Annotated in this window: 20 protein-coding genes and 1 pseudogene; 6 read left to right on the top strand and 15 right to left on the bottom strand. The window is 70.6% G+C overall.

The genetic code is table 11. The features are described 5' to 3' along the window. Positions 1-402, bottom strand: a 402-nt coding sequence (locus tag ABZ459_RS21730; RefSeq protein ID WP_357972806.1) for a DUF4429 domain-containing protein, incomplete at its 3' end; no start/stop codon positions are given. Positions 403-416: 14 nt separating this feature from the next. Here ABZ459_RS21730 and ABZ459_RS21725 point away from each other — a divergent pair. After that, positions 417-680 (top strand): hypothetical protein, encoded by a 264-nt coding sequence (locus tag ABZ459_RS21725; RefSeq protein WP_357972803.1) that lies wholly within the window; start codon positions 417-419, stop codon positions 678-680. 477 nt (positions 681-1,157) lie between these two features. On the opposite strand, the gene ABZ459_RS21720 is transcribed toward ABZ459_RS21725, so the two are convergent. Further along, positions 1,158-2,321 (bottom strand): serine hydrolase domain-containing protein, encoded by a 1,164-nt coding sequence (locus ABZ459_RS21720; RefSeq protein ID WP_357972800.1) that lies wholly within the window; start codon positions 2,319-2,321, stop codon positions 1,158-1,160. Further along, positions 2,318-4,564 (bottom strand): MMPL family transporter, encoded by a 2,247-nt coding sequence (locus tag ABZ459_RS21715; protein WP_357972797.1) that lies wholly within the window; start codon positions 4,562-4,564, stop codon positions 2,318-2,320. The genes ABZ459_RS21720 and ABZ459_RS21715 overlap by 4 nt, the downstream gene beginning before the upstream one ends. A 225-nt stretch (positions 4,565-4,789) precedes the next feature. Here ABZ459_RS21715 and ABZ459_RS21710 point away from each other — a divergent pair, with 225 nt between their 5' ends. The 4 genes from ABZ459_RS21710 (at position 4,790) to ABZ459_RS21695 (ending at position 10,023) form a co-directional block, all read left to right on the top strand. Next, entirely contained in the window at positions 4,790-5,968 is a 1,179-nt protein-coding gene (locus ABZ459_RS21710) for a histidine kinase (protein WP_357972794.1), read from the top strand. Continuing rightward, positions 5,965-6,675, top strand: coding sequence for a response regulator transcription factor (locus ABZ459_RS21705; RefSeq protein WP_357972791.1), 711 nt, complete (start codon positions 5,965-5,967; stop codon positions 6,673-6,675). Before ABZ459_RS21710 ends, ABZ459_RS21705 begins: the two co-directional genes overlap by 4 nt. A 625-nt stretch (positions 6,676-7,300) precedes the next feature. After that, on the top strand, positions 7,301-8,554 hold the full coding sequence (locus ABZ459_RS21700; RefSeq protein ID WP_357972788.1) for an MFS transporter: 1,254 nt from the start codon (positions 7,301-7,303) through the stop codon (positions 8,552-8,554). After that, positions 8,551-10,023, top strand: a complete 1,473-nt coding sequence (locus tag ABZ459_RS21695) for an amidohydrolase family protein (RefSeq protein WP_357972785.1) — start codon at positions 8,551-8,553, stop codon at positions 10,021-10,023. The genes ABZ459_RS21700 and ABZ459_RS21695 overlap by 4 nt, the downstream gene beginning before the upstream one ends. A gap of 360 nt (positions 10,024-10,383) precedes the next feature. On the opposite strand, the gene ABZ459_RS21690 is transcribed toward ABZ459_RS21695, so the two are convergent. The 11 genes and pseudogenes from ABZ459_RS21690 to ABZ459_RS21640 all read right to left on the bottom strand — a co-directional run bounded on the left by ABZ459_RS21690 (position 10,384) and on the right by ABZ459_RS21640 (position 24,381). Further along, on the bottom strand, positions 10,384-11,193 hold the full coding sequence (locus ABZ459_RS21690; RefSeq protein ID WP_357972782.1) for a hypothetical protein: 810 nt from the start codon (positions 11,191-11,193) through the stop codon (positions 10,384-10,386). Between the two features lie 162 nt (positions 11,194-11,355). After that, complete coding sequence (locus ABZ459_RS21685) at positions 11,356-12,606, bottom strand: TIGR02679 family protein (RefSeq protein WP_357972779.1); 1,251 nt, start codon at positions 12,604-12,606, stop codon at positions 11,356-11,358. Next, entirely contained in the window at positions 12,603-16,691 is a 4,089-nt protein-coding gene (locus tag ABZ459_RS21680) for a TIGR02680 family protein (RefSeq protein WP_357972776.1), read from the bottom strand. Before ABZ459_RS21680 ends, ABZ459_RS21685 begins: the two co-directional genes overlap by 4 nt. After that, the gene (locus tag ABZ459_RS21675) at positions 16,691-17,842 is read right to left on the bottom strand and encodes a TIGR02678 family protein (RefSeq protein WP_357972773.1); all 1,152 of its coding nucleotides are present in this window, start codon (positions 17,840-17,842) and stop codon (positions 16,691-16,693) included. The genes ABZ459_RS21680 and ABZ459_RS21675 overlap by 1 nt, the downstream gene beginning before the upstream one ends. Beyond that, positions 17,839-19,371: a TIGR02677 family protein gene (locus tag ABZ459_RS21670; RefSeq protein ID WP_357972818.1), complete on the bottom strand. Its 1,533-nt coding sequence runs from the start codon at positions 19,369-19,371 to the stop codon at positions 17,839-17,841. The genes ABZ459_RS21675 and ABZ459_RS21670 overlap by 4 nt, the downstream gene beginning before the upstream one ends. Before the next feature lie 168 nt (positions 19,372-19,539). After that, positions 19,540-19,662 (bottom strand): annotated as a pseudogene (locus ABZ459_RS21665) (DUF664 domain-containing protein); the annotation flags it as partial. A 694-nt stretch (positions 19,663-20,356) separates the two neighbouring features. Next, on the bottom strand, positions 20,357-20,821 hold the full coding sequence (locus ABZ459_RS21660) for a site-specific integrase (protein ID WP_357972770.1): 465 nt from the start codon (positions 20,819-20,821) through the stop codon (positions 20,357-20,359). A gap of 408 nt (positions 20,822-21,229) precedes the next feature. After that, positions 21,230-21,664: a VOC family protein gene (locus ABZ459_RS21655; protein ID WP_357972767.1), complete on the bottom strand. Its 435-nt coding sequence runs from the start codon at positions 21,662-21,664 to the stop codon at positions 21,230-21,232. Between the two features lie 391 nt (positions 21,665-22,055). Next, positions 22,056-23,360 carry an MFS transporter gene (locus ABZ459_RS21650; protein WP_357972764.1) on the bottom strand — a complete coding sequence of 435 codons (1,305 nt, stop codon included), beginning with the start codon at positions 23,358-23,360 and terminating at the stop codon, positions 22,056-22,058. Then, on the bottom strand, positions 23,357-23,845 hold the full coding sequence (locus ABZ459_RS21645; protein ID WP_357972761.1) for a winged helix-turn-helix domain-containing protein: 489 nt from the start codon (positions 23,843-23,845) through the stop codon (positions 23,357-23,359). The genes ABZ459_RS21650 and ABZ459_RS21645 overlap by 4 nt, the downstream gene beginning before the upstream one ends. Positions 23,846-23,973: 128 nt before the next feature. Continuing rightward, complete coding sequence (locus tag ABZ459_RS21640; RefSeq protein WP_357972758.1) at positions 23,974-24,381, bottom strand: nuclear transport factor 2 family protein; 408 nt, start codon at positions 24,379-24,381, stop codon at positions 23,974-23,976. 265 nt (positions 24,382-24,646) lie between these two features. On the opposite strand from ABZ459_RS21640, the gene ABZ459_RS21635 reads away from it, so the two are divergent. After that, positions 24,647-24,832 (top strand): hypothetical protein, encoded by a 186-nt coding sequence (locus ABZ459_RS21635; protein ID WP_357972755.1) that lies wholly within the window; start codon positions 24,647-24,649, stop codon positions 24,830-24,832. A 249-nt stretch (positions 24,833-25,081) separates the two neighbouring features. Here the strand turns inward: ABZ459_RS21635 and ABZ459_RS21630 are convergent, their stop codons facing one another. Next, positions 25,082-26,299 carry a serine hydrolase domain-containing protein gene (locus tag ABZ459_RS21630; protein WP_357972752.1) on the bottom strand — a complete coding sequence of 406 codons (1,218 nt, stop codon included), beginning with the start codon at positions 26,297-26,299 and terminating at the stop codon, positions 25,082-25,084. Positions 26,300-26,495 lie beyond the last annotated feature (196 nt).

Below are 26,495 nucleotides of genomic sequence, written 5' to 3'. Positions count from 1 at the left end.
ACCGTCCCATGCCTTGAAACTACGCGGCACCGAAGGACCGGCGATCAGGAACCGCTCAGCCGGACCGCGCTGGGACAGGGCCGCGCGCACCTCGTTGGCATACTGGTCGGCCAGCGTCTTTGTGGCGGCGGGCAGCACCAGCCGGTACGGATCGAGCGACTCCTGGAGCTGCCCCGTTGCCGCGGACATGACCGGATCGGCTCCCTCTCGGGGAACCGCCCGCAACGCCACCCTGCCGCGTGCACCAGGCTCCAGCATGACATCGGCCAGCGCGTCGTACGGCACGAACCGCTCTCCGAGCTCCATGCTCAGTTTCGACGCCTTACCCGGCTCAGGCGTAATGCGCAGCCCATCGTCCTCGAACTCCCACGCGCAACCTCGCCCCTTCAGTACGTCACCCATGTGAGCAAGGATAGGTGCCCGAACACTGGCGGCTACGCAGACGGGCGACCACCGCGACGAACTGGCCGGGCCTGCGCACGTCGCCGGCCGCCACGTTCGGCGACGACGACTACGGCGACTTCTACCGGCACACTTTGGAGGAGCAGGAAGCGGTCGACCTGTCCAGGTCGCGGCGCTTCGGGCAAGGGCATTCGCCAGTGACGGTCTCCATGGCGGTCGACCGTGACCGCAGCATGGTGACGCACGGCCACCCCCTCCCATGTCGGCCGCCGAGATGATCGGTTCTGCGGCTGCCGAAAACTCCAGCCCTCCGCTCCCGAAGATCTCCTCAGCCGCAGGTAGACGCTGAAATCACTCTCGGCAGAGATGGCCGCGGCTGGGGGGTAGCGAACGGCCCTCACAACAGGTGGGGACCGTTACGTGTGCAGCCCACGCGTTGGCGGAGGCGATGGCCCCTCTGCTCGGGGAGGTGCCACCAGCCGCAAGGTAGCGCCGAGTCATCGAGATCGTGCGACGTTGTTGACATATAGCCCGTTTGCGAGCGACGCGACCTGCGGCAACGTCCCTGCGGTCGTTATCGCGGTGGCGAGCGCCGGACTCATCCCCCAACGCCTGGACCGAAACTCGCGGTCGGGCATCTCAGCCGTCACCCACTGTAACCTACGGCAAGGCTCCACCTTGGGGCTCGTCGCACGGACCCGGGCGGAGAGCCCCATCGGGTGCGGCGGCCGCCCGTGGCCGCCGCACCGGAGTGATCAGCGGTTGGCGCAGAGCGCGTTGTCGATCAGGCGGGCCGTGGCCTGGCCTTGGGCTGGGGTACCGGGGTAGGTGGTGCGGGAGACGATCACGCTGGTGCGGCCATCCTCGGTGACGGCGTCGTCGGTGATGAACCCGGGTGTGCCACCGGGATGCGACCATGCCGTGATCCCGCAGCTCAGCCGCTGCTTGGCCATGCCCAGGCCGAATTCCCTGCCGGGCGCGCCGACGGGGACCGTGGTGGTCATCTTCTTGAGCTGACGTGGTGTCAGGAGCCGGCCGCCCAGCAACGCTCGCCAGAACCTGCCCAGGTCGCCGGTGGTGGTGACGGCCTCGCCCGCCGGGCCGGCCCAGCCGAGGCTGAGCACCGTGGCGCGGAAGGGCCGGCCGGTCTCGGCGTCCTCGGTGTAGCTCTGCGGGTGCGGCTTGGGCAGCCGCGAGGCGTCACCGGGCAGCGTCGTCTCGCGTAGCCGCAGCGGCGTGACGATCCGGTGGGTCACCTCATCGCGCCAGGAGTTACCAGTGGCCTTCTCGACGATCATCCCGGCCAGGAGGTAGTTGATGTTGGAGTAGCTCCAGCGGGTGCCGGGGGAGAAGAGCGGGCGCCGACCCACGCTGAGAGCGACCAGTTTGCGCGGGGACATGCGGAGGAACCGGTAGGCGCGGTATCCCTGCTCAGTGCGCATCTTCATCTCGATGTCGCCTACGGAGTCGTGCAGGCCGCTGGTGTGCTGGAGCAGGTGCCTGACGGTGATGGCGCGCCCGTCGTTGCCGTTGCCGCGCACCAGTCCGGGCAGCCACCGTTCGACGCTGTCGCCGAGGGACAGGCGGCCCTCCGCCTCCAGCTGCAAGATCACGGTGGCCACGAAGGTCTTCGTGTTGCTGCCCATCCGGAAGTGCCCGTCGAGCGGGATCGGCACGGTACGGCCACGCACCGCCGTACCGGCTGCCGCGGACAGGTCACCGGCGGGAGAGACCACCCGTGCCTGCACCCCCAGCGTGCCGGCGTCGCGGATCGCGGCCAGATCCCGCTGCAGGGCCGCCCGGTCGTAGCCGGACGTGGCGTGGGCCGGACCCGCCGCGAGTGTGACGACCGTCGCGGCCGTGACCGCCGACGCCCCGATCGCGTGGATGCGGTGGTTGATCGGATTCCTCTTCATCATTCTTGCCTCCCGGCAGATGCGACCGCCGAAGCAGTCGGGTGGGACTCGAAAGCAGTCGGGTGGGACCCGAAAGGTCCGGTGCGATGGCCGCCTGCGGCGGGTCGTGGGCTCAGCGGCCACCAGATGGCCCGGCCGAGCAGCGCGGCCAGGGCGGGCACCAGGACCAGTGACACGACGAGCGCGGAGAGCAGGATGCCCAGCGTCATCGCGAAGGCGATCTGCTCGTTGCCCGGGGACGTGACGAGGCCGGCGAAGGAGGCGGCCAGCACCAGGCCGGCCGTGGCGATGGCAGGCGCGGTGTGCCGTACGGCGCGGGCCACGGCGGCGCGAGCCGTACCCGATCGCCGCATCTCCTCCCGGATGCGGTCGGCGATCAGGATGTTGTAGTCGGTCCCCAGTGCCACGACGAACAGGAACAGCACGAGCGGAAGCGTGAAGCCGACGCCAGGCTCGCCGATGACGTGCTGGAACAGCAGCCCGGCTGCGCCGAGAGTCGCGGCGAAGCCGAGCCCGACGGAGGGCAGCAGGATCACCGGAGCGAGCAGGCTGCGCAGGAGCAGCAGGAGGATCAGCGCGATCAGCGCGGCCGCGACCGGGAACACGATCTTCAGGTCGTGGTCGACCGCGGTCGAGATGTCGGCGACGATGGCGGGCGTCCCGCCCACGTGGGCCGTGATCCCGGCAGGCGAGTGCTGGGCGACCGTGGCCCGAATCGGTCCGACGGCCAGGTCGCGGGCCTGCCGGCTCCGCGGGTCCGCGGTCGGGTAGAGGTCGATGCGGGCGGCACGGTGGTCCTTGTTCAGGACGGTCGGTGCGATCTGGCCTACGCCCTTGACCCGGGTGAGCGCTCGGGAGAGGCCGTCGAGCCGGTCGGCAGTGAGGGTGCCGCCGTCCTTGGCGGTGATGAAGACGCTCGTCGGGTCGGACACGCCGGCCGGCAGCGTACGGGAGATCTCGGCCGCGGTGGCCGCCGCGGGGGTCTGGGCACCGGAGCCGCCCTGGCCATAGTCCATGCGGATGCCGATCAGCCCGGCGGCCAGTGCGGCGAGCAGGCCGATGGAGGCGGTCAGCATCATCAGCGGCCGGCGCGTGACCAGCGCACCCAGGCGGGCGGCCCAGCCCTCACCGGTCTCGGGGCGCAGAGCCGTACGGAAGGGCCAGAACATCTTGCGCCCGGCAGCGGCGAGCAGCGCCGGCAGGAGCGTGAGGCTGCCGATCATCATCACCACGACCGCGACGGCGATCGCGGGGCCCATCGAGCGGAACTGCCCGAAGGTCGCGAGACCGAGGGTGGCGAACGCGGCCACGATGGTCAACGCCGCCGAGGTGATCGCGGTGCCGACCCGGCCGGAGACCTGCGCGGCCACCTCACGGGCGGACTGCTCGGGCCTGGTACGCAACTGCTCGCGGTAGCGGAACAGCAGGAACAACAGGTAGTCGATGCCGATGCCGAGCAGGACCACGTTGATGAGGCCCGGGGTGCCCGCGTCGAGCTTGAGCCCGGTGAGCATCGCGGCGCCCGCTACGGCTCCCGCCGCCACGAAGCCGATCATGGCGACCGCCAGCAGCGGCAGCAGGGCCGCCAGCACGCTACGGAACACCAGCACGTTGATCAGGACGATGAGGCCCACGATGAGCCCGCTCCCGACCGTCGTGACGGTCTTGCGGGAGTCGACGATGTCAACGGCTTCGGCGAGCGCTCCGGTGAAGCCGGTACGCATCCCCGCCTCGGAGAACTGAGTCCTGGCTGAGTCCCGGAAGGTCCGGTAGACGCCCTGGACGCCCTTGTCCCCGCGGTTGCCGATCAGCTCGACGGAGAGCAGTTGGAAGCTCCGGTCGGGCGCCGTCATCGCCGGGGCGATCCGGGGCGTCTGGGAGCGGTCCGGGATCAGGAACCGCTGGGGGCCGTCGTCCTCCCTGGGCATGATCACCCGGCGCTTGGCCAGCTTCGCGGCCTCGGCCTCGACGCGCTGGCGGTCGGCGGCGCTGAGGGCCTTGCCGTCGGACCGGGCGACCAGCACCGTCACCGTGGTGGCGTCGGGGTTCACCCCGAACCGCTCCTCGGCGATGCGCAGCGCGGCGGCCGAGTCGTAGCTCCGGGGCAGGAAATCGCCGGCCTGGTTCTGGGTGACACGGTCGAACAGCATCGGGGTCAAGGCGCTCAGTACGACACCCAGTACCGCCCAGAGGGCGATGACCTTCCATGGGTGTCTGGTGGAGTACCCGGTCAGGGCACGGATCACGATCTCCTCCGGCGGACGGCGTCTGCCGGGAGCTCCCGGCCGATATCCAGACCATCAGTCGCAGAAGCGGTAAACCTCCTGGTAGTGGATGATTAGCACCGAGGCCCTGGGTCCTTCCGCCTCTCCGGGACCAGGACCGTGGTCCTGGTCCCGGAGAGGCCATCGCCGCCGCTGTGTAACCCTGTTCCGGGGGGCCGTAAGGCCGGATACGGGGGAACAGCATTGTTGAGCAACGCCCGGGAGCTGCCGTGGGCCCACAGCGACGCGCTCGTCGCCGGCGGGGCGTGCGTGATGAACCTGCTCAGCTACGCATTCTTCAACGCCCCCGACGGCCGGCACGCCGTGAGCGTGGCGGGGTTTCTCTTCGTCGCGCTGGCGGCCCTGCCATTGCTCGCCCGGCGCCGCCATCCGGTGGCGGCGCTCGCCGTCGTCCTGGTGCTCGATACCGCGGCCACCCTGATCGTGCCGCTGCCCAGGCATTTCGGCGCCGTCCTGGTGGTCGCCCTGTACACGGTAGCCAGGGCCCGCCCCGGCCTGGTCACGGCGATCGCCGCCGCCGCGACCGTATCGCTGACCCTGCTGAGCCAGAACATCGGCCACGTCCCGCCCTGGCAGGACGCCGTCGTCCCGCCCCTCACCACCCTGATCGTCGTCGGCACCGCCATGGCGGTCAACCGCTGGCAGGCAGAGGTGGCGGCCAACCGCAGACTCCTCGCCGACCGCGCGGTGGCCGACGAGCGGCGCCGTATCGCACGGGAGTTGCACGACATCGTGGCCCACCACATCACCACCATGCAGCTGATGGTCGGCGGCGCCCGCGCCAACGTCGCGGAACCGGAGGTGGTCAGTGAGGCCCTGGTCACCCTGGAGTCCTCCGGACGGCTCGCGCTGCGCGAGATGCGCCAGCTCCTCGACGTGCTGCGGGACGGCGACGAGCCGGAGACCACGCCAGCCCAGCCCCAGCCCGGCGCCGACGACCTCGGCCGCCTGGTCGAGGAATCCCGCCTGGCCGGACTGCCGACGGACTTCGGCGTCCACGGGCAGCGGCGGCCGTTGCCGCCGACCGTCGGCCTCACGGTGTTCAGGATCGCCCAGGAGGCTCTCACCAACGCCCGCAGGCACGCGGGGCGGGCGCGCGCGTCCGTGCGGCTGACGTACCGTCAGAACCGGGTCACCATCGAGGTGCGAGACGACGGCGGGGGCACACTGCCGCGGGAGGGGCCCTCGTCGGTGGGCTCGGGCGGTTACGGCCTGATCGGCATGCGCGAGCGCGTCGCCCTTCACGACGGCACCCTCACCGTCGGCCCGCAGGCCGACGGTGGGTTCGCTGTGGTGGCCGACCTGCCGCTGACCACGGACGAGGCCGCCGAGGCGGCCGTCCAGCACGAGGGGGCGCGCCGATGACCGGGACCGGGCCGACGCCGCCGAGGATCAGAGTGCTGATCGTGGACGACCAGCCGCTGGTACGTCGTGGACTGTCGCTGATTCTCTCTCCCGACCCGTCCTTCGAGGTGGTGGGAGAGGCCGAGAACGGCGCGCAGGCCGTCACCCTCGCCCGCCAACTGCGCCCCGACGTCGTGGTGATGGACATCCGGATGCCCGTCCTCGACGGCGTCGCCGCGACCAGGGAACTCGCCGCCACCGTGCCCGGCAGCCGGGTCCTGGCGCTCAGCACCTTCGACATGGACGAGTACCTCGTGGGCGCCCTGCGAGCCGGAGCCTACGGGTTCCTGCCCAAAGACAGCTCCCCGGAGGAACTGAGCGCGGCGATCCGCACCGTCCACGCCGGCGACGCCGCCGTCGCGCCGCGCCTGCTCACCCGGCTGATCTCCACGTACGTGCGGGCGCCCTACGGCACCCGGCCGAACCCCACGGGCCTCGGCGAACTCACGCCCCGCGAGGTCGAGGTATGGCGCCTGATGGCCACCGGCCTGGACAACACCGAGATCGCCCGCGTCCTCGACCTCAGCCTGTCCACCGTCAAGAACTACATCACCAGCATCTTCGACAAGCTCTCCGTCCGCGACCGCGCCCAGGCGGTCATCGTGGCCTACGAGTCTGGGCTGGTCACCGCCCGGGTGGCAACCGAGGGCGACGAACAGACGGGTTAGTCCCTGAACCCCCTGACGGGAGGACCGTTCCGGGCCGAAAATCGGTGGGGTTGCCCGCCGACGTCGTTTCTCTATGGTCCGGTCGAGGCCGGGGGTTGGTCGGACGCCGGGAGCCGCGCTGTGGGCCCTTCACTGTGCTTCGAGCACCATGACCGATCCGGCTGACCCCGAGCGCGTGCAGATGATCGGCCATTAGGACTGCACTCCCCAGCCGCTTTCCGGGCTTGTCCTCATCGAGCACGCGCCCAGACCCCCAGACGGTACGGGCCAGGATGGCGATGGCCCCGCTCGAGTTCGGGCCGCCTCGTGGCGCGGATGGGAATCTTCTCCGATAAGGGCCGCGCCCCTCACCCGCCACCGTCTTGCGCATGCTGCGCGATCACGATGAACAGAACGCGCCGAAGGCGCGGACGTGAGCGCCGAGCCGGCACTAGGCTCCTGGGACGTTCTGGGGGCTCATCGCCTGGACCCGGGTGGAGCGCCATCGAGGGCGTTCACCACCGGTGGATAGATCTTGGTGCAATCGCACCGCCGACGGCTCCGACTTCATGTTCCTGTACGAAGCACTCCCGGGTGAGGTGATGGAGGGTTGCTGGAACGTTGATCTAGCTCCGGAGGCCTGTGAATGGGACTCGCCGAAGGCACCCACACCTTGGCGCCCGCGCAAGTACGTAAAACGGCTACCGTCACTGTCGGTCTGCTCATGGGCGTCTGGGTGATCGACTATGTCGATCGGGTGATGATGGCCGTCGCGTTGCCGTTCATCGGCGAGGAGTTCGCGCTCACCAAGACCGAGCAAGGCTGGCTGATCACCGCCTTCTCCCTGGTCTATCTGCTGTGCCAGGTGCCGGGTGGCATCCTCGCCGACAAGTTCGGCGCCCGCCGCCAACTCATGGTCTCTCTGCTGCTCTGGTCGGTCTTCACCGCCCTCACCGGTATTGCCTGGGGCCTGGCCTCCCTCCTCGTCATCCGTGCTCTCTTCGGCGTCGGCCAGGGCCTCTTTCCCGGCGCGTCCTTCAAGGCCATCGCGGAACGCACCACCCCCGCCATCCGCGCCACCGCCGCCGGCGCCATGCTCGCCTCCAACCAGCTTGGTGCCGGCGTCGCCCCGCTCCTCGTCGCGCCGCTCATCCTCGCCCTCGGCTGGCGCCACACCTTCTGGGTCACCGCCGCCGCCGGCGTCGCCATCGGCGTTCTGCTCTGGAAGCTGCTGCCCAAGGCGTTGCCCGCCCACCTCAACGGCTCCGACGTCGTTCAGGACGAGGGGACCAGCCTCGGCGCCGTCATGCGCTCGCCATCGGTCTGGAAGTTCGCCGCCCTCTTCTGCACCACCAACATGCTCGGCTACGGCTTGATCACTTGGGTGCCCAGCTACCTGCTGGAGGAGCGCGGCATCTCCCTCATCAACACCGGTGTCATGTCCGCCATCCCCGGCCTGGTCGCGTGCGCGACCGCCTTCCTCGGCGGCTGGCTGTTCGACCGCTTCTTCCACGACAGGGCCCGGCTCTACGTCATTCCCCTGCTCCTGGTCACCGCCGTGCTCCTGGCGCTCATGCTGATGGCCGACTCCGCTGTCGGGTTCACCGTCTACCAGACCCTCGCCATGGGCGTGGCGGGCCTTTCCACGATGGGCATTCTCGGCATGCCCGTGCGCGCCCTGCCGCCCGCCATCATCGGATCCGGCATGGGCGTCGTCAACGTCGGCGGCCAGATCGCCGGCGTCCTCGCCCCCGTCCTCATGGGCTTCCTGGTCGACAAGTTCTCCTACAACGCCGCTTTCGGCCTGCTCATCGCCACCACCGTCCTTGGCGCGCTGATCGCGTTGATCGTGCCCCAGCGGCCTGAACAGTTCAGCCTAGGAACGAAGGAGCTCGCGTGACGACATACGATCTGGTCCTCACCCGCGGCCGGGTCATCGACCCCGAGACCGGTCTGGACGCCGTACGCGACGTCGGCGTCAACGGCGGGGTCATCCAGGCCGTCTCCGACCAGCCGCTCGACGGCGTCACCACCGTCGACGCGACCGGCCTGGTCGTCAGCCCAGGCTTCATCGACCTGCACAGCCACAGCACGGACGTCGCCGGCCACCGCCTGCAGGCACTCGACGGCGTCACCACCGTCCTGGAACTCGAAGCCGGCGCCTACCCGGTCGCCGCCGCCTACCGCAGGGCCGAGATCGAGGGCAGGCCGCTCAACTACGGCTTCGCCACCTCCTGGGCCGTGGCCCGTATGTCCGTCCTCCTCGGCCTCGACACCAGCGGCGACCTGAGTGGCGACTTCCTGGCCAACATCGGCCGCGAGGAATGGCAGCGCGCCGCTCCGCGACAGGTCATCGACCGCATCGTCGGCATGCTGGAGCGCGACCTCGGCGATGGCGCGCTCGGCATCGGCATCCTCGTCGGCTACGCGCCCCGCGTCGATCCCGCCGAGTACCTCGCCGTGGCCGCCCTCGCCGCCCGCGTCGGGCTGCCCACCTACACCCACGCCCGCGAACTTGTCGAGATGGATCCCACCACTCCCGTCGACGGCGCCGAGGAGGTCGTCCGCGCCGCCGCCGAGACCGGCGCGCACATGCACTACTGCCACGTCAACAGCACCTCCATCCGCCATGTCGACCGCGTGCTCGGCCTGGTGGAGAAGGTTCGCGCCGAAGGCTCGCGCGTCACTACCGAGGCCTACCCCTACGGCGCGGGCATGACCGGCGTCGGCGCGGCCTTCCTCGCCCCGGAGCTCCTTCACCGGCGCGGGCTGACCCCGCACTCCATCGGCCTGCTCGGTGCCGAGGGCCGTATCCCCGACGCCGACACCCTGCGTCGAATCCGCGAGAGTGAACCCGGCTCGGCGGCTTTCGTCCACCTGCTCGACGAGGATGACCCCGCCCAGTTCGACTACATCCAGCGGGCCCTCACCTTCACCGACGCCGCTGTCGCCACCGATGCCGTCCCCCTCCTGTGGCGCTCGGGGGCGCCCGACCCGCTCTCCTGGCCGCTCGGGTCCGACGCCGTCACCCATCCTCGTACGGCCGGCACCTACGGCCGGACGCTACGCAGGCTCGTCCGGGAGAACGGGGTCCTGTCGCTGCCCGAGGCTGTGCGCCGGTGCACGCTCGTCCCCGCCGACGTGGTGGGCTCGGGTGTTCCGGCGATGCGGCGCAAGGGCCGTGTCCAGGCGGGCTGCGACGCCGACCTGACCGTTTTCGCCCCCGAGACCGTCAGCGACCGTGCCACCTACACCGAGACGGTCAGGCATTCCTCCGGGTTCGTTCACGTCCTTGTCGGCGGCCGGTTCGTGGTCCGCGACGAGCATCTGTTGCCGACCGCCCTGCCCGGGCGCGCTGTCAGAGCCTGATGCCCGGTCCGGGGCGTCTGGTTGACGGCCCGGACCGCCGTTTCCGGCCGGGCTCTGGTCCAAGCCCCAGCAGGCCGTGACCCGGTCAGGTTCCGAGGCAGGTTCGGTCTCACGGCCATCCTTGTCTTGGGATCTCAAGCGACCACCCAGGTCAGCGGCCCCGGTCAGCGTTAAGGCACGTTAGGCAAGTGGGCCGAGGGCGGTAAATGTTGATGCGCGCCGAAACGCCTCACCCTTGTGCTGTGCTGATGAGCCGTGGGCCGGGAAAGATCCAGCGTGCCGTCCACAAGCTGCTGGAGTTTGCGTGGACAGCCGAGCCGTGGCCGGTGCATATGTCGGCGATCGGCTCGCGCGTCTGATTCATCGTGCCGAGACGCGAGCGCCGCGCAGGTGGAGACCGTCCGCCGGGCCTGCCGCACGTCTGCTCTGCTGGAGCGATCTACCGGTGCGGCACCAGGACGCGGACACTGCTGCTGAGCTGGGCGTTTGAGGGACGATCAGGCTGCTCTGTGGTACTCGTTGATCAATCCTGCCCGTAACCACGATGTATTCGGCGTCGTACAGGTCGAGGAAGACCTCTCGCTGTGCGGCGAGCATCCGGCGGGCGGTGGCGAGCTTGTCCGGGTTGCGGAAGACCAGCTTGGGGTTGCGCAGGCCGATGTCCGCGGCCTGGGTGAGGAGCTGGTCACGGGCCTCGGCGGGGAAGAGGCTGATGTGCGCGCTGACCAGCCAGCCCTCCCTGAGCGGCACCAGGCGGCAGATGAGGAACATGCCCCTCTCGATGGGGCGGAACGCGGACTTGCCCATGTTGGACCGGGCGCGATAGGTGAGCTCGTCCACGAGGTTGAACAGGACCACGGCGTCCTGTTCTTTTCCCTGGACCTCGAAGATGCCTTCGACCACGTCCCTCCAGCCGAGGAGCATCGCCCGCTCCTGCGGGCTCAGGCCGGGGTGGGCGCGCAGGAAGCGGTCGATGACCGTGTCACCGGAGGCCAGCCGGTGCTGCAGGGCGAAGTGATCGACGATCATGCTGGAGGTCACCTCGCTGTCGGCGAGGTCGTCGGGACGGGTCCGCTCGAAGGCTGCGTCGAGTTCGCGGGTGAACTGGGGCGAGAGGGCGAAGTTGACCAGCCGCTCCTTGAGGGCCGCGGCGTGCTTGATGGCGTCCATGACAGCGCTGTTTCTTCTTCGAGCCCGTGCTTTCGCCGGGCTTGTTCGGTTACTGGTCCACGGGCGTCCGACGCTTGCCCCCGTCCCGTAGGTCGGAGGACACGTGCCGGGCGGCTGAGACTACCTGACCGTCAGGTCGTTGATCACAAGAAAGTCTGGGCGTCAGTGCCTGGCACCTCCCTTCGGGACCAGGTCGGCGATCAACTCGGCGAGTACGAGCTCCTCCTCGACCCGTAGGCCTCGTCGCTCCATCGCCAGGCCCAGGTCCGGATCCCAGGGAGTCGGGCGCACCTGCCCTGACAGTGGCGCCGACGAGGGCACGGCTTGATAGGAGGCGGTATCGAAGCGCCACGGCAGGAACCCGACCCTCTCGTGGACGGCGGCGGCGATGGCGATTCCGCCCCAGTCGAAGTCCCCGTGGTAGGCGAACGCCGCGCCGCCGGCCGCGAGAAGGTCCAGCAGCCGCCAGACGGCCGCCGACGGCCGGCCGCCGCCGCATACCAGGGGTGGGCAGGAGGCTCCCAGCTCGTCGGCCGCCGCGGCGACCACGACCGGGTTCTCGCAGATCCTGACCAGGTCCGCGCGCAGCGGTGCTTCGTGACGGCGGAGTTGACGCAGGGTCAGCACGCACGGCTCGCCCGCAGCCCTGGCGGCGCTGAGCATGCGTCCGGTGGGGGAGTGGTCGTCACCTGGCAGCCCCAGGGAGAGGACGAGGGAGGACAGGTCATCGAGGTGCACGCCGACCGCGGCCCAGGCCGAGCGGCGGGCGTCCGCGCCGCCTTCGCCCGCGTGCGGCAGACCGGACAGGGCACGGGCTGCGGACAGGGCGAGGGTGGCCAGCGGGCGTCCTTCGTCCAGAGCGTGTGCGTCTGCGCAGGTCTCGGCGGCGAGCCGGCCGAGGGGCGTGCCCGGTGACGGCAGGCGCTCCAGCACGGCGCTCAACCGGTCGAGCAGAATACGTGCTTCTTGGGCTGTGACGGCGAGCCTTCTGACCAGTCCGGTGGACTCCAACCATGATCGCCACCCGGACAGCTCGGGCCGGCCGGCGATGAGAGCGTCGAGCCTGGCGAAGGCCCGTTCCCAGGCCGCCGCCTGCGCGGCCTTCTCGCCGGCCTGGTCTCGGATCGGGCCGCGCAGGCGTACGACGGCTTCGCGCAGCCCGTCCGCGGTGACGCCCCCCGCTCGCAGGATGCGGTCCACCTCGTCCAAGGAGACCGACAGGGAAGAACCGGCTCCAGCACGGCGGCCGAGCAGCACCTCGGCCGCGCGGCGCTGCGCGGAAGTCGCGGCCGAGAGCGTGACCGTCCCGGTCAGCGGCTTGCCCTGTTCCAGGCGGCGGCGTGCCCGATCGACCAGCCAGGCGGTCTCGTCACCGCCGAGCAGCCGCCCCAACCGCTCATCCTGGACACTCATGCGAACAGGCCGTCCTGTGCCACGGCCACGTCAGAGGCCGGCATCGCGGTGACCGGGCGCTCCGCTCGCCGCCGCTCGCGCCCGTCCCAACGCCACGGGGTGACCAGCACCGCGTCCACGCCGTCGCGACGGGACAGCTGGCAGATCGCAAGCCCCGGGACCTGCGGGTAGCAACCCCATTCGCGCTCGCTCGTCATCACCACGTCCATGTCGAACGTGGCCAGCAGGCCCAGGCATTTGGCGCGGGAGTCGTCGTCCACGCCCGCGAACGCCTCGTCCAGGGCGACCAACCGCGGAGCGTACGGGTTGCCCGCCGATTTGTAGTGGGCCGACGCGGCGGCGAACAGCGGTACGGACGCGGCGAGCACTCTCTCACCGCCGGAGGCCGGCCCGGTGGCGGCCCGCCATTGCCCGTCCTGCAGCCGCTGGATCGCGAACTCGTGCCAGACGCGGTAGTCCAGGGCCCGGGTCAGCGCTTCCATCCATCCGGCGGCAGCATTGTCGGCATGCTCGCGGGCGATCCTGTCCTGGAGGAACGCGCCCACGGCCGATCGGTCGGCGACGGACCAGGCGTCCACCGTCTGCCGGAGCTTGTCGCGGACCCGCTCCAGCCCTTCAGGAGCGTTCCTGGCGATCTTCCAGACCAGGCGCAGGCGCATGCCGGTAGAGGTGGGGCGGGACTCCAGCTCGGCGTTCATCTCCCGGACCTCGGACTCGGACGCGGCGATCAGCTCGTGCAACGTTCCGGCGACCTCGTTGAGCAGGTGGTTCTCCAGGATCTCGCGTTCCTTGGCCGACAGGAGCCGGGCTCTGTGCCCGGTCTCTTCCGCCAGCGCTTCGGCGAGGCCGGGAACGTCCCTGCTGCGGCCCTGGAACAGCACGTCCACGATCATGACCCCGTCCCGCAGGGTCAGTCCGACGGAGTGCCCGTGCCTGGCCATGGCGTCCGACAGCAGTTTGTGCTCCTCGGCCACCTTCTTCTGCACCCGGTCCCAGGGGCCGTGGCCGTCGTCCACGGTGTCGAGCTCGGCGTTGACCGTCCTGGCCAGGAGGACCGTGGGGGTGGCCGCCCACTGGCCGTCCGGGTCGGGCACGTCCAGAGCGGGGAGCGCGACGTGCAGCAGTCCCGTGGCGGCGAACGCCTGGAACTCCCGTATGGCGGTGTCACGTGCCGTGGTCGCCTCGTCGATCTGGCCGCGCAGGGCGTCGCGCACGCCCTCGGCCTTGCCTCGTTCCTGCAGGGCCGCCTGTTCTCTGCGGCGGGTCTCGCCCTCGGCTGAGGTGCGTTCGCGCAGTTCTCGTTCCACCTGGTCGAGCCGGCGGAACAGCTCCTCGACCGCGGCGCCGGCGGTTTCCACCAGTGCGCGATAGGTCTCCGCCGCGGCGTCCGCCTCGCCGCGTGCCCCCACCGCCAGATCGGCCGCGTCGTCGAGCCGGCTCCGGGTTCGTTCGAGGTCCTCGGCGGCTTCGTGGGCGGCCTCGTGCGCGGCTCGCCACGCCTGTTCGGCGGGCCAGAACCGGGCCAGTGCCAGCCGGTACCCGGCGACTCCGCTCGTGACCTCGGCCAAGGCCTGCGGTTCGGCAGGCAGGCCGACGTCGCCGGCGAACTCGGCGGCCCGGTTGCCGGCGGTCTCCAGCTCGCTCTGCCGCTGGAGCGCCACCCCTGTCGCGGCGGTGTGCTGGGCGGCGAGTTCGCGCCGGCGTTCGTGCTCGGCGGCGAGTTTGACGTGGGCCTCGCGCAGCGGCACGTCCGGGGGCAGCGCCCGGTGCTCGGCCGCGAGCCTCTCGCGCCGGGCGGCGAGCGCGTCGAGGTCGGCGCCGAGGCGATGGATCCGCTGGGCGACCTGGTCCAGCTCCGCTCGGAGAGCCGCCAGCCGGGCACGCCGCGCCGCTTCTCGCGCGCCCTCGCCGATGTAGTGGGCGTCATTCTTGCGCCATGAGCCTGCCAGCACGCCGTTGGCCCACCGTCCGTCGACGGTCACCCACGTCCCACCACCCTGGCCGAGCGCGATGCTCTTGAGCACCGTCTCGACGGCGGCGTCGGACAGGGCCGCGGCCTGCGGGTCGGCGCGGTCGAGGGCAGGACGCAGGACGGCGGAGCACGACGCCCCGGCCGGCGGCTCGCCGGTCACGATGAAGGTGTCGTCCTCGGCAAGCAGCCGCCCGTCGGGCGTGACCCACGCGTCCAGGATGCCCGCGGCCTCCAGGGCGGCCTCCAGCCCGGCCCGATGCGCGGCCGGCACTGCCTCAGCGAAGTCCACCACCTTCCACAGCGGGCCGCCGGGACGGCCGAGCCGGGCGTCTGAGGCGCGCGTGTGCGAGGTGGGCGGAGCGTCGTGTCCGCCCGCCTCCAGCCGGGCCATCTCCTCCGTCAAGGACGCGGCGGCCCGCCTCGCCTCGCGCAGCTCCGCCTCCAGTCCGGCGCCCAAGCGGCCGAGCGCGTCGGTGGCGTTCCTGGCCGCGTCGTCGGCCGCTGTCGCGGCTGGGTTGGGACCATCGACGGAGACGGCCCACCCCTCCAGCGTCGCGAGCATCTCGTCAGGGTCGTCCAGCCGCAGCTCGGTCAGGCCGGCCAGGTACAGGGCGTACTCGTGGACCAGCCCGGCCGTGGCCGCGCCGGTGGCCTGCTCGGCGGCTTCGACGCGCTCGGCGGCGGACTGCAGCTCGCCGGTCAGCCGGTCCACCTCCGTACGGGCCGTGGCGAGCCGGGACCGAGCTTGCCGCACGGTGTCGATGAGCCGCTCCAGCTCGTTGATCGCCTGATCCTGGCGGTCGGCCAGCGTCTCGGCCTCCCGCCGGGCCCTGGCCTGCTCCGACGGCTCGCCGAGTGCGTGCCAGTCGATGACGGCGAGGTGCCCCGCCTCGAACGCCGCCGCGCGGGCGGCCGCGAGCGCGGACTCCCTGGCCTCGTCCAGCTCCCGGTCCGCCTCCTCGGCCTTGCCGAGGGCGGTGCTCGCCCGCTGCCCTCGGCGCTGGGTCTCGCCGGTGAGGCGGTCGCGCTCCTGCTCGTACCGGCGCGCGTGGGAGTCCAGCCGGCCGGCTTCCTCTCCCATGTGTTTGAGCCGCTCGGCGTCACGCATCTCGGGGCTCTGCCGCAGCGCCTCCTTGCGTGCCTCCAGCAGGTTCCGCTGGGCTGCCAGCTCCTCCAGCACCTGCTGGGCCGCGGCCAGCTCCACGTCCGCGGCCGCGTGGCGGGCCTCGGCTTCGCCGAGGTCGCGGCCGAGGTGCTCGTACCGGCTCTGCGCCAGGCGGGGGACGGCGGCCTTGCGCTTGGCCGCGATCGCGGCGTACCGGCGGTAATGGACGAGGAAGTCGGCCGCCGCCCCGCGCGCCTCCTCCAGCCCGCGCAGCGCGTCCCGCTCCTCGTCAAGGCCGCGGAACGCCTCGGCGACCGTGGCGATCAGAGCGGGGTTGAGCGGCGGCAGCGCCTCGGTGAGGGCCCGCGACAGGAGCTTCTCGTCGGGCTTCTTGGACAACTGCGGCTGCCGCAGCTGAATGAGAAGGTTCACCAGCGCCTCGTAGCGGTGCTCGCCGAGCCCGAACAGCGCTTCGTCCACCGCCCTGCGGTAATCGGCGGCCCGGTCGTAGGCCATGCCGTGGCCCTCGATCGCCTCCCGCAGCTTCTCCCTGGTGAACACCACTCCAGTGGAGGTGAGCAGGTGGAGATCACGGCCGATGCGCTGGGGAGTGACGAAGAACCAGTGCCGGACGATGCCGCGGTCCTTGACCGCCTTGAGCCCACAGCCGATCGTACGGAACTCCTCGCTCCCGTCGGCGGCGCGGCGGCCGAACTCCATCCACGCGTACCCCAGCCGCTCGGGGTGCGGGTGCCTGCCGCCCAGCAGCAGGTTCCACTCCATGCGCTTCTGCCGGTCGCCGTCAGGCTCGACCCGGTGCGGGGCGAGCTCGCCGTCGAGCAAGAACGGCAGAGTCAGGGCCAGCACCTTGGACTTGCCCGTGCCGTTGTTGCCGCGCAGCAGCAGACGGCCGTCGTGGAAGTGGAACTCCTCCACGTCGTAGTAGAACATGTCGACGAGCCCGGCGCGCAGCGGCTTCCAGCGTTCGGAGGTCGGAGAAGGCAGCATCACTGTCCTTTGATGACGGGTTCGTCCAGCGCGTAACGGGCAATGGCGGGCAGCCCCACGGCCGCGTCCTCCGTGACGTGGACCAGCCGCAGCGCCGTGAGCTTGCCCAGGGCCGTGGCCAGCAGTCCGTCCTCGGCGCCCGGCTCGGTCACGCCCTTGCGCCAGAACGACACATGGTCACGGGCGGTCTGCCGGACGAAAGCCCTCAGATCATCCATGCTTGATGCCCCGCGGCTGGCGAGGTGCTCGGCCACCAGCAGCGTCACGTGGCCGTCGGTGCGCTGTTCGGGCATGCGCACGTCGGTCAGTTCGTCGGCGGGATCCACCATCGCGATGCCCTCCGCGCGTACTTCTGCCACCAAGCCGGTGGCTTCCACGATCCGGCGGGTGATCGCATGCCGCTGGGAGGTCAGGTAGGCACGCTCCGCCTCGTCCAAGTCGGCGAAGTAGATCACCGGGTCCTCCAGCAGCCTGCGGGTCAGCCTGCGGCGAAGTGCCTGGTTGCGCAGGTCGTCGGAGTCGGGGACAGGCTCGGCGGTGAGCTCGGCCAGTCGTTCCTCGAACGACTCCGCGGTGATCGTCGATGGGCCCCGCGTTCCGGTGAGCAACGCGGCCAGGACCGGCCTGCGCACGTCGTACAGCACGTCACCGGTCGAGGTCAGATATGCCTCCTCATCGCCCGAGACTCTGCGCAGCACGCCCCAGCCGAGCAGAGTGCGCACCACGGTCACCAGATCGGCCCGCTCGGCCCGGCCGTCAAGGGTGAAGTGAAAGTCCAGTTCGGGCTCCGCCGCCGCCGACAGCACCTCCTCGGCCAGGCGGCCGAGCGTGGTCTGCGCGTCGGCCCGCTCCAGCACGGCCAGCGCCAGGCACAACAGGACGTAGCGGCGCCGGCCGTACGGCTCTCCCGCTTTGCCCCTGGCGGGGTGGGTGGCGTCGGACGTGTCCGCGACGCCCTTGAACAGCCGCGCGGCGCCCGAATCCACCGTCAGGCGCCAGCCGGTCTCCCGGGAGAGCCACTCGCGCAGCTCGGTCAGATGGCGGCGGACCAGCACCAGCGCCTCGGCGTCGTCCTCGGCCGTCAGCAGTGGTTTGGCCAGCAGTGCGCGCAGTGCGGCGCGCCGCTGGGCCAGTTCCTCCTCGGGCGTCATCGGACCACCATGAGATCGGAGATCTCCACCACGTGCTCAGGTCCGGTGAGAACGCCGTCCTCGGTGTGGATCTCGACCTCGCCGCCATCGGCGACAAGGGTGAGCCGCACCCCCATCGAGCCGTCGCCCGTCACCGTCTTCACTTCCGTCTCCCCGGGCCGCCGCGCCGCCAGCGCGTCACCCAGCAGCCCCAGGAACAGCCGGAACGCCCGCGGGTCCAGCACGTTCAGCTCCGAGAGCAGCACCGGCCCGTCCGTGCGGAGCCGAGCTCGGGCCGCGGCGGTCTCGGCCGCCTCCCGCTCGGCCTGCTCCATCAGCAGCCTGCGCGCCTGGCTGCGGTCGGCCACCTTGTTGGGCTTGCCGCGCCGCTCGTAGGAGCCGGTACGCCGGAGCCGGGGAGAGATCCTGATCGGCGGTGCGTCCTGCCAGGAAGTCCCGGCTCCGACCTCCCGCCACTCGTCCAGGGTGGCGGTGGTGACCGTCAGGTGGCGGGCCGGGGTCAAGCCGAAGGCCGCCCGCCACAAGCGGTGCATCGCCGCTTCGTCGGGCGCCTCGGCGAACCAGCGAGCCAGGGCACGGAAGTCCGCGGATCGGTCGGAGCGTCCGGATCTCCGCTCGTTGAGCAGCCCGACCGCGTCGATGAGCTGCTTGATCGCCGTGATCGCCGCCTGGCGCAGCAACCGCGCCTGTGACGGCCGACCCACATCCGTGGAGACGAACCAGTCCCGAAGTCCTCGCCAGCGGTTCAGCCACGAGGAGTACGCCGCCTCCTCGGCCCTCCCGTACGCCTCCCCGGCTTCCGCCCGGTCGGGCACCGCGTCGGCGGCCTCCCTGCGCGCGGCCAGTCTCAGCAGTTCCTCGTGCCCGCACGTCTCCAGCCGGGCCAGCAGGGTCGCTATTCGCGCGCCGGAGTTGGCAAGGTCGGCGATGAACCGGTTGATGTACTCGATCAGCCGTTCCTTGTAGGCGACGAACCCCGCCACGTCGCCATCGGAGAAATCGATCGCCCGGCGCAGCGAGGCCATGAACGCCTGGGCGTTGTCCGCCAGCGACGAGAAGCGCTCGGCGAGGGAGAGCAGGAGCAGATGAACCCTGGCCGGGTCAGGATCCTGCTCCTGAGCCAGAAGGGTCAGCGCCTGCAGCTGTTCGGCGATGTCGCCCAGGGCCACCGACTGCAGCACCCCACGCCTCCCGATCGCCTCCTCGTAGAAGTCGATCGCCTGCTCGGCCGCCTGCCCCGCAGGGGTGAGCTGGAACAGGAACCGCTTGCGGTGGAAATCCTCCACAGAGGTGACCCTGCCGGTGTCCGCGTCGGCCCGCAGGTTGCCCCACTCCCGCAGCTTCTCCAGGGCTTGCGCGAGCGCATCGTCGTTGTCCCGCCGCAGCTCCGCCGCCACGTCCTCCGGTCGCAGATGCACGATGAAACGTTCCTTCGCCCGGGCGAAGACGCGCAGGATCTCCCGGTAGAGGGCAGCATTGGGAGCGCCCAGGTGAGCGAAAGGCTGATGCTCGTCAGACGGGGAGGCCATGGTGCCAGTTTTCCTGACCGGAGAGAGTGCCGTGGCGCCATTGGTGGGAGATGTTCGCAGATAGTAGGTGAATCTCGCCGTACGGTCACCACACAGCCGCGCTGTTCGGCGAATCGGTGCATCAGGGTGTGCGCTGCGCACCGGTGGCGGGTTGTCAGCGGCCGGTGGACCATTGATCTGCTCGCGGAGGACGTCGGCATGGCCGGCCTGTCGGCCGGTTTTTTCGATCATGTGCACGAGGCTCCATCGCATCGATGGTGCCGGCCCTGGCCGGGCTGGTGCTGGTGCAGGTTCTGTACGGCGTGCAGGAGGTGGACCCGGTCGCCCGGGCTCCCCTGGCCCATTCCACGAGGTCCAGTCCGGGCAGTCCGGCGCTGATCTTCGTCCGGAACACCCGGTCGCCGATCTTCGGGGTGATCTCGTCACCGGTCTCCAGCAGCGCCACCAGCGCCCGCGCGTCCGACAGCATCAGTTTCCCCGTCCGGGTGAGCTTCCGGCTTCCGCCACCACTCGACGAACGCCCGCAACTCCTCCCGCACAGGATTCAGAGTATGACCCGAGGTCCGGCCTCAGCCGCGCGAACGAGCCCTTCCTGGCCCATGAGGCACCGTAGGATCGGCGCCGTTGCGAAGAAGCGTAGAGCCAAGGCGCCCCATGCGAGGAGTCAGCGGCCCACCCTGCCCGGCGCGCGGTGCAACTCGCCGCCCGTCAGCCCTCGCCAGACCCTCGTTCTGGGCTGTTCGAGTCGCTGCTGGGGATCAGTGGTGGCCGGGCTCCCAGGAAGCATGGCCTGACCTGCGGTGATGCGGGATCGGACGCGTTCTAGAACTTTCGTCTAGCGATTGCGTGCTCCGTGCGTGCTCGGTTGCACCAACCCTGCACACACCATGATCATCCGGCGTTCCCGGTCCTGTGGCGCGAAAGCAGCGGCCCCGCCTCGCCGCGAGCAGGCGGCGCATGCGGAGCCGGATGCTTTATCCGACTGTCAGCTCCTCAACGAGACCACTCTCCCGCTCTCGCCCTGCTCTTCCTTGCCGAACAGCAAGGCAGCGGTCTTCTCGGCGGCGGCCGTGGCCACCTGCGGGTAGACAGAGGTGTAGGTGTCAGCGGTGAACGCGCTGGAGGTGTGGCCCAGCGTTTCCTGCACCACCTTCATCTCCACTCCGGCGGCCAGCATCAGCGAGGCGGCGCCATGGCGGAGGTCGTGGAGCCTGATGGGCGGCAGGCCGGCCAGGCAGGCCAGCCACAGGAACTGGTCGGAGACGTGCTGGGGGTGCAGGCGGTTGCCGTCAGGCTGGGTGAACACGAACCCGGTGTCGACCCATGCCTCGCCCAAGGCCAGCCGTTCCTGCAGTTGCTGCTGCCGGTGGGCGCGCAGGACCTGGACGGTGTCGGTGTCCAGAGCGCGCCGTCCTGACCTACTCGACTGAGTGCAAACGAGGGCCTTCATGTGGGCTTGCCAAGTTGTTCTCTCAGGTATCAAGCGGCGGCGCGGCGCGCCGCCGTACCCCCGGCCCTCCGTCCGCCCTCCGTCCGGGCGTGCGGCCTGGGGGCCGATCCCGGACGGCGGCGGGACACCGGGCCGGGCACCGCACGCCGGCCCCGCCGCACTTCCCGAACGCGCCGACCGGGGTTGCCGTGCCGTCGCACAGATACAGCCCTACGATCGCCACTGCATGGCTGGACGCCGCACATGATTGGGGGCGATCGACGATCCAGGGTTCGTTCCTCACCCTGGCTCACCGAGGAACGTCTGATCAACAGCGGCGCGGTGCGAAGGGAGAGCTGAAGGACAGCCTTCCTGTGGGAGCCGATCAGCGAGTCAGGTCTGTGTCGCGTTCTACGAGGTAGACGTTCGTCAGCTCAGGCAGAACTCGTTGCCCTCGATGTCCTGCATCACGAGGCACGACTCGTTTTCTTCATCGGCGGGCAGGAGCCGCACGCGTTTCGCGCCGAGAGGGATCAATCGTGCGCATTCGGCCTCCAGAGTTGCCAGGCGCTCTGCACCGACGAGTCCGGTGCCGACCCGCACATCAAGGTGCAGCCGATTCTTGACGACCTTGCCTTCGGGGACGCGCTGGAAGTACAGCCGCGGACCGACACCCGAGGGGTCGCTGCATGCGAACCCTGAGTCCCGCTGCTCGGGCGGCAGCGAGCAATTGAAGTCGTCCCAACTGGCGAACCCCTCAGGCGGTGCCGGCGCGACGTACCCCAACACCTCGCACCAGAAGCGACCGACACGCTCAGGTGAAGCGCAATCGAAGGCGACTTGAATCTGCTTAACGGATACCATGAGAAAGTCCTTCCATAGATCACTATTCATACCGTAATCGCCCGCTGTGCACCCCAGCCGGATTGGCGAAGTCCTGAAAAGATCCACAGCGCCAGCCTGAATACCCCGCCGTTTCTCGCCTTGCGCGACCCTGACGCCGACGACTCTGATGACGAGGATTGACGGGGATGCCCGCGCCGGATCCCGAACATCTCCGCGCCCAGGGGATGCCCGTCAAGGACGAGGACGTATGGGCGGTTCCATCAGGGTCGGGTGCGCGCTGAAGGCGGTCGTCCAGGCAAGCAAGATCCGGAACATGTGCGGACGCCGTCCATCTTGTCGGCCGCGCCGTTCTGGACCTCGGCGAGAACATGCGTGTAGACATCCGCCGTGGTCGCCTGTCGCGCGTGCCTCAGCACGGACTGGACGAACTTGAGACGCGTACGCCCGGTTCGGTGGTCTCGGGGCCGGGCAACCGGCCGGTGGGCAGGTCGCGCAGGCGCCTCAGCGGGCTGGCGAGCAGGATCAGCCCGCTGAGCGCGAACACCGCCAGCATCGCCCACAGCGCCGCCCGCACCCCGAACGCTTCCGCCAGCGCCCCAGCCAGCACCGCTCCCAACGGGATGGCGCCGAAGTTCACCACCTGCACACTCGTCGAGACCCGGCCCATCAACGCATCGGGCACGTACGCCTGCACGAACCCGGAGAAGACGACGTTGCCCGCCACGATGCCCGCGACGATCACGACCCCGGCCATGACGAACACCACCAGCCCCACCCCCTGGTCGGCCAGCGGGATCAGCAGCCCGACCGGGGCGAGCCCGGCCTTGCCCAGCAGTGTCGCCCGCGCGCTGCCGAAACGCGTCGCCATCCGCCGCGCCACCGCCGCGCCGACGACCCCACCCAGGCTGGTGGCCGCGATCAGCACCCCCGTCACGCCAGGGCTCACGCCGATCTCGCCGACCAGGAAGACGACCAGGAGCGACTGGTAGCCGGTCAGCGCCAGGTTGGCGACGCAGCCGTACAGGGTGTTGCCGCGTAGCAGGGGGTCGTGCGCGACCGTGCGCGCCCCCTCACGGATCTCCGGCAGCAGCCGGCGCCGCGACCGCTCGGGGACGGGCTCGGCATGCCTGATGCGTGACAGGCAGAGCGCCGACACGGCGAAGGTCACGGCGTCGACGACCAGCCCGCCGAGCGCCGAGAGGAGCTGGGCGAACAGCCCGGCCAGGCCGGGACCCATCAGGTTGGCCACCTGCTCACTGCCCTGCAGCTTGGCGTTGGCCTCCAGCAGGTCGTGCCCCGCGACAAGGGAGGGCAGGTAGGCGCGGTAGGCGGTGGCGAAGAAGACCTTGGCGACCCCGGCGACCAGCGCGACGGCCAGGAGCTGGCCGACCGTCAGCCGGCCGGCCACCGCCGCCAGCGGCACGCTCACGAAGGCGGTCAGCGACACCCAGTCCGCGGCGAGCATCACCCGGCGGCGCGGCAGGCGGTCGATCCAGGCGCCTGCGGGCAGCCCGATGAGCAGCCACGGCAGCCAGGCGGCCGCCGACAGCAGGCTGACCTCGAACGCCGAGGCTCCCAGGACGGTGACCGCGACCAGGGGCAGTGCCACGGTGGTGACGGCGCTGCCCAGGCTGCTGGCGCTCTCGCCGATCCACAACAGCCGGAAGTCCCTGTGCTGGAGCAGGCCGAACCGGCTCCCCGGAGTACGGGTCACGGACGCCCTGGCACGGCTCTGGCGAAGGTGAAGACCGTACCGCGCTCGCGGCCGTCGTCGGGCAGCTCACGCCCGGCCCACCTGTCGATGACGGTCTGCAGCTCCGCGGCGAAGTCGGCCAGCTCCTCGTCGGTCACCCGCAGCCACCCTTCCGTGGAGAACGGGCCGAGCGGCCAGCGCTCCTGCTCCTCCTGAGGCTGGTCGGCCCAGCGCCGCACGTGCCCGGTCTGCCGCTCCAGGTTGAGTGACTCCAGGGCGCGGGCGATCGTCTCCCCGGCGGCGTCGCCGGTGAAGTCGGCCGAGGACCAGCGCAGCGTGGGGGTGGTACGGCGCCACCACCGCTCGCGCCGATCGCGGGCCAGCTCAGGGGCCTCCTCGATCAGCCCTGCGGCGGCCAGGGCCCGCAGGTGGTGGCTGAGGTTGCCGACGGCCTCGCCGGTGTGCCCCGACAGGCTGCTGGCAGTGCCAGGGCCCTCCAGTGACACCTCGATGAACGAGACATGGGAGACCCGAGCGCTTCCTGATCGTTCTCCGCGCCAACGGCTGTCCGCCGGTTCCCGGAGACGCGGGTTCTCACTTGAGTGTCCGCAGCTCCCATCGTCCCCGCACCACCTCAGCCTTCCGGCGGGAGCCACGCCTGCAGGGTCCGCGGGTCGATCGGCACCGAGACGTGCTCATGGGTGATCAACCACCGTCCCCCCACCCGCCGGAACCCGAGGGACGATCTCACCCAGATCGACGTCTGGAGGCCGTTCCGGCGTTTCCCTCTGTCCAGGTGGAGCATGTGCGCGAACGCGACGTCCACGCCCGCCGCGACGACCAACTCGCGGGTCTCCAGCGCGATGGGCCCGTCGTACTCCCCGAACCAGCGGACGAAATTGCGGCGGGCCTCATCGTGCCCGGCGAACCACATCGGGGGGACGACGTCGACGCGGCCGCGCTCCATCCGCACCTGCCACCCCGTGATCTCATCGATGGCGCCGCGCGTCAGGTCGACCGGCCGCAGGCCGGATGGGTCCATGCCGGGAGTAGCAGTCCAGGAGCGTCTGGCCCGCCGCCCGTCTGCGAGATCGCCGGCCCGAGGTTGACCTCGGCCGCGGATGTCACCTCGATCGGCTTGTCGCACAGGACGCACTCCAGCGCGTGCAGTGCGGCGGGCCGCCCCCACGTTGATGTCTTGTGGGGCGGCCCGGGAGCGACTTCTTCCCCGAACCGCGGTTGGTTCGCGTGCACGTGGTCGAGGTGAACGCTCACTGCACAGGTCCCGACGACATGCCCTGGCTGCCGTGTTCGACGGGAAGTCCCTGTTCGGCATGCGTTGGTCCGACATCGGCGTGGTTGCGCGTGTCGAGCGGGCCGACGATGACGGCATGCCGGCGCCGACCGGTTCGGCAACCGGCTCCGCGGCTGGCCTGGGGAGTGATGCTGAGGCCGACACGCGGGAGGTGATCGTGCAGGTGTGGTGCGGCTGAGCGACACCGAGGTCGCCTGGATGGCACGGTCACGGCGCGCGTGCTGGTCGATCGCGAACCGGACTGGGGTCAGGACGAAGACGACGCCCTCGCCGATGAGCTTGGCAAGCTCGCCCTCGCCGACGACCTCGCCGACGGCTTCGCTCGCTGGTATCCCGGATTCGACGGCTCAGATCACTGCCGGTCGAACTTGTGGCCCGGCCAGTTCCCGCCCTTGCCACCAGAGGGCTTCGAGCGTTGCGGCGCCTGCTATCGCTCGGCGCACAGGGCGGTGTCCAGGGCGGCGTTGACCTGGTCGGCGGCGGGTTTGGTGTAGGGCATCGCGGTGACGGCGACGGTGGCCGCGCGTCCGTCCTCGGTGGCGCCGTTGCGAACCTCGTAGCCGGAGATGTCGCCGCCATGGGCCCAGGCGTGGCCGCCGCAGCTCAGTTCGATCTTCATCAGGCCGAGCCCGTAGCTCCAGCCTTTCGGGAATCCGGGCGCGGCGACGGTCTGCTTCATCTGCTGCAGCAGGTCGGGCTTGAGGAGCCGGCCGTCGAGCAGTGCACCCAGGAAGCGGTTGACGTCGCGGGGGGTGCTGATCATCTGTCCGGCCGCCCATGCCCAGGACGGGTCCAGCTGTGTGACCTCGGCCAGTTCGGCGCCCGGCTCGTTGGTCTTGGCCCGGTAGCCCTTGGGATGGGGGCCGCGGATGTTCTGCTCGCCGACGCCTGGCCAGTAGGTGTCGCGCAGCCGGAGTGGAGTGATGATCCGGTTGGTGATCTCCTCGCCGAGGGGCCGGCCGGTGATCTTCTGCACCAGCAGGCCGAGCGCGATGTATCCGGTGTTGCTGTAGGCCCAGCCGGTGCCGGGGGCGAAGGCGGGCTGGCGGGTCAGGCCCACGTCGAGCACGTCGCGGGGTTCGAAGTAGCGGTGGCGGGCCTGGGTCCACGATTGCCAGGAGCCGAGCAGATCGTGTTCGTAGTCCGGCAGGCCGGCGGTGTGCTGGAGCGCCTGGCGGACGGTGAAGCGGCGGCCGTCGTTGCCGTTGGCGCGGATCAGGCCGGGCAGATAGGTCTCGACCGGGGCGTCGAGGTCGATCTTGCCCTCTCCGGCCAGTTGCAGGACGAGCGTGGCGAGGAAGGTCTTGGTGGTGCTGCCGATGCGTACCTTCCCGTTGCGGGGGACCTTCGCCCGGGTGGCCAGGTCCGCCACGCCTGCGGTGTAGTCGCGCACGCGCCCGCCGCGGCCCCGCGTCGAGGCCAGAGTGCCCGGGAAGCCGCCGGTGCCGACCAGGTCTTCCAGAGCCGTCTGTACGGCGTCGGGCGGGCGGGCCCGCCCGACGGCCTCGGCGGCGGCCGGGACGGCGGCCAGGCCCAGGGCGCTGAGGGCGACGGCGGCCGCGGTGGCCGGGGCCAGGGCGCGGCGCCATCGGGGGGTGGCCGGCGGGGGCGTGAGGGCGGCTCTGGTGGGGTGGGACGGCGACATCGGTCTCCTTGGTGACGGTGTGGTGTGACGGGAGGGGGTGAGGAACCTGCGATCGGGATGTGCACGGGTGGGGAAAAGATGGCGGCTGCGCCGGCTCTTGGGGAACGTGTCCCGGGCACGGGCTGACGGCGAGGGCGGGACGTGGCCCTGAGCCCGTGTCGCCGCAAGATCCTCCTCGTGCTGACGGCTGCCCGCA

It is taken from the genome of Nonomuraea sp. NPDC005692 (genome assembly GCF_040631115.1).
Classification (GTDB): domain Bacteria; phylum Actinomycetota; class Actinomycetes; order Streptosporangiales; family Streptosporangiaceae; genus Nonomuraea.
This window is presented reverse-complemented; position numbering and strand designations above follow the sequence as displayed.

What these genes read in the sequence shown, in the direction of transcription:
- ABZ459_RS21720 (WP_357972800.1), bottom strand. Translation starts at nt 2,321, where the DNA reads ATGATGAAGAGGAATCCGATCAACCACCGCATCCACGCGATCGGGGCG.
- ABZ459_RS21660 (WP_357972770.1), bottom strand. Translation starts at nt 20,821, where the DNA reads ATGAAGGCCCTCGTTTGCACTCAGTCGAGTAGGTCAGGACGGCGCGCT.
- ABZ459_RS21705 (WP_357972791.1), top strand. Translation starts at nt 5,965, where the DNA reads ATGACCGGGACCGGGCCGACGCCGCCGAGGATCAGAGTGCTGATCGTG.
- ABZ459_RS21630 (WP_357972752.1), bottom strand. Translation starts at nt 26,299, where the DNA reads ATGTCGCCGTCCCACCCCACCAGAGCCGCCCTCACGCCCCCGCCGGCC.
- ABZ459_RS21690 (WP_357972782.1), bottom strand. Translation starts at nt 11,193, where the DNA reads ATGGACGCCATCAAGCACGCCGCGGCCCTCAAGGAGCGGCTGGTCAAC.
- ABZ459_RS21655 (WP_357972767.1), bottom strand. Translation starts at nt 21,664, where the DNA reads ATGGTATCCGTTAAGCAGATTCAAGTCGCCTTCGATTGCGCTTCACCT.
- ABZ459_RS21685 (WP_357972779.1), bottom strand. Translation starts at nt 12,606, where the DNA reads ATGAGTGTCCAGGATGAGCGGTTGGGGCGGCTGCTCGGCGGTGACGAG.
- ABZ459_RS21680 (WP_357972776.1), bottom strand. Translation starts at nt 16,691, where the DNA reads ATGCTGCCTTCTCCGACCTCCGAACGCTGGAAGCCGCTGCGCGCCGGG.
- ABZ459_RS21700 (WP_357972788.1), top strand. Translation starts at nt 7,301, where the DNA reads ATGGGACTCGCCGAAGGCACCCACACCTTGGCGCCCGCGCAAGTACGT.
- ABZ459_RS21640 (WP_357972758.1), bottom strand. Translation starts at nt 24,381, where the DNA reads ATGGACCCATCCGGCCTGCGGCCGGTCGACCTGACGCGCGGCGCCATC.
- ABZ459_RS21670 (WP_357972818.1), bottom strand. Translation starts at nt 19,371, where the DNA reads ATGGCCTCCCCGTCTGACGAGCATCAGCCTTTCGCTCACCTGGGCGCT.
- ABZ459_RS21675 (WP_357972773.1), bottom strand. Translation starts at nt 17,842, where the DNA reads ATGACGCCCGAGGAGGAACTGGCCCAGCGGCGCGCCGCACTGCGCGCA.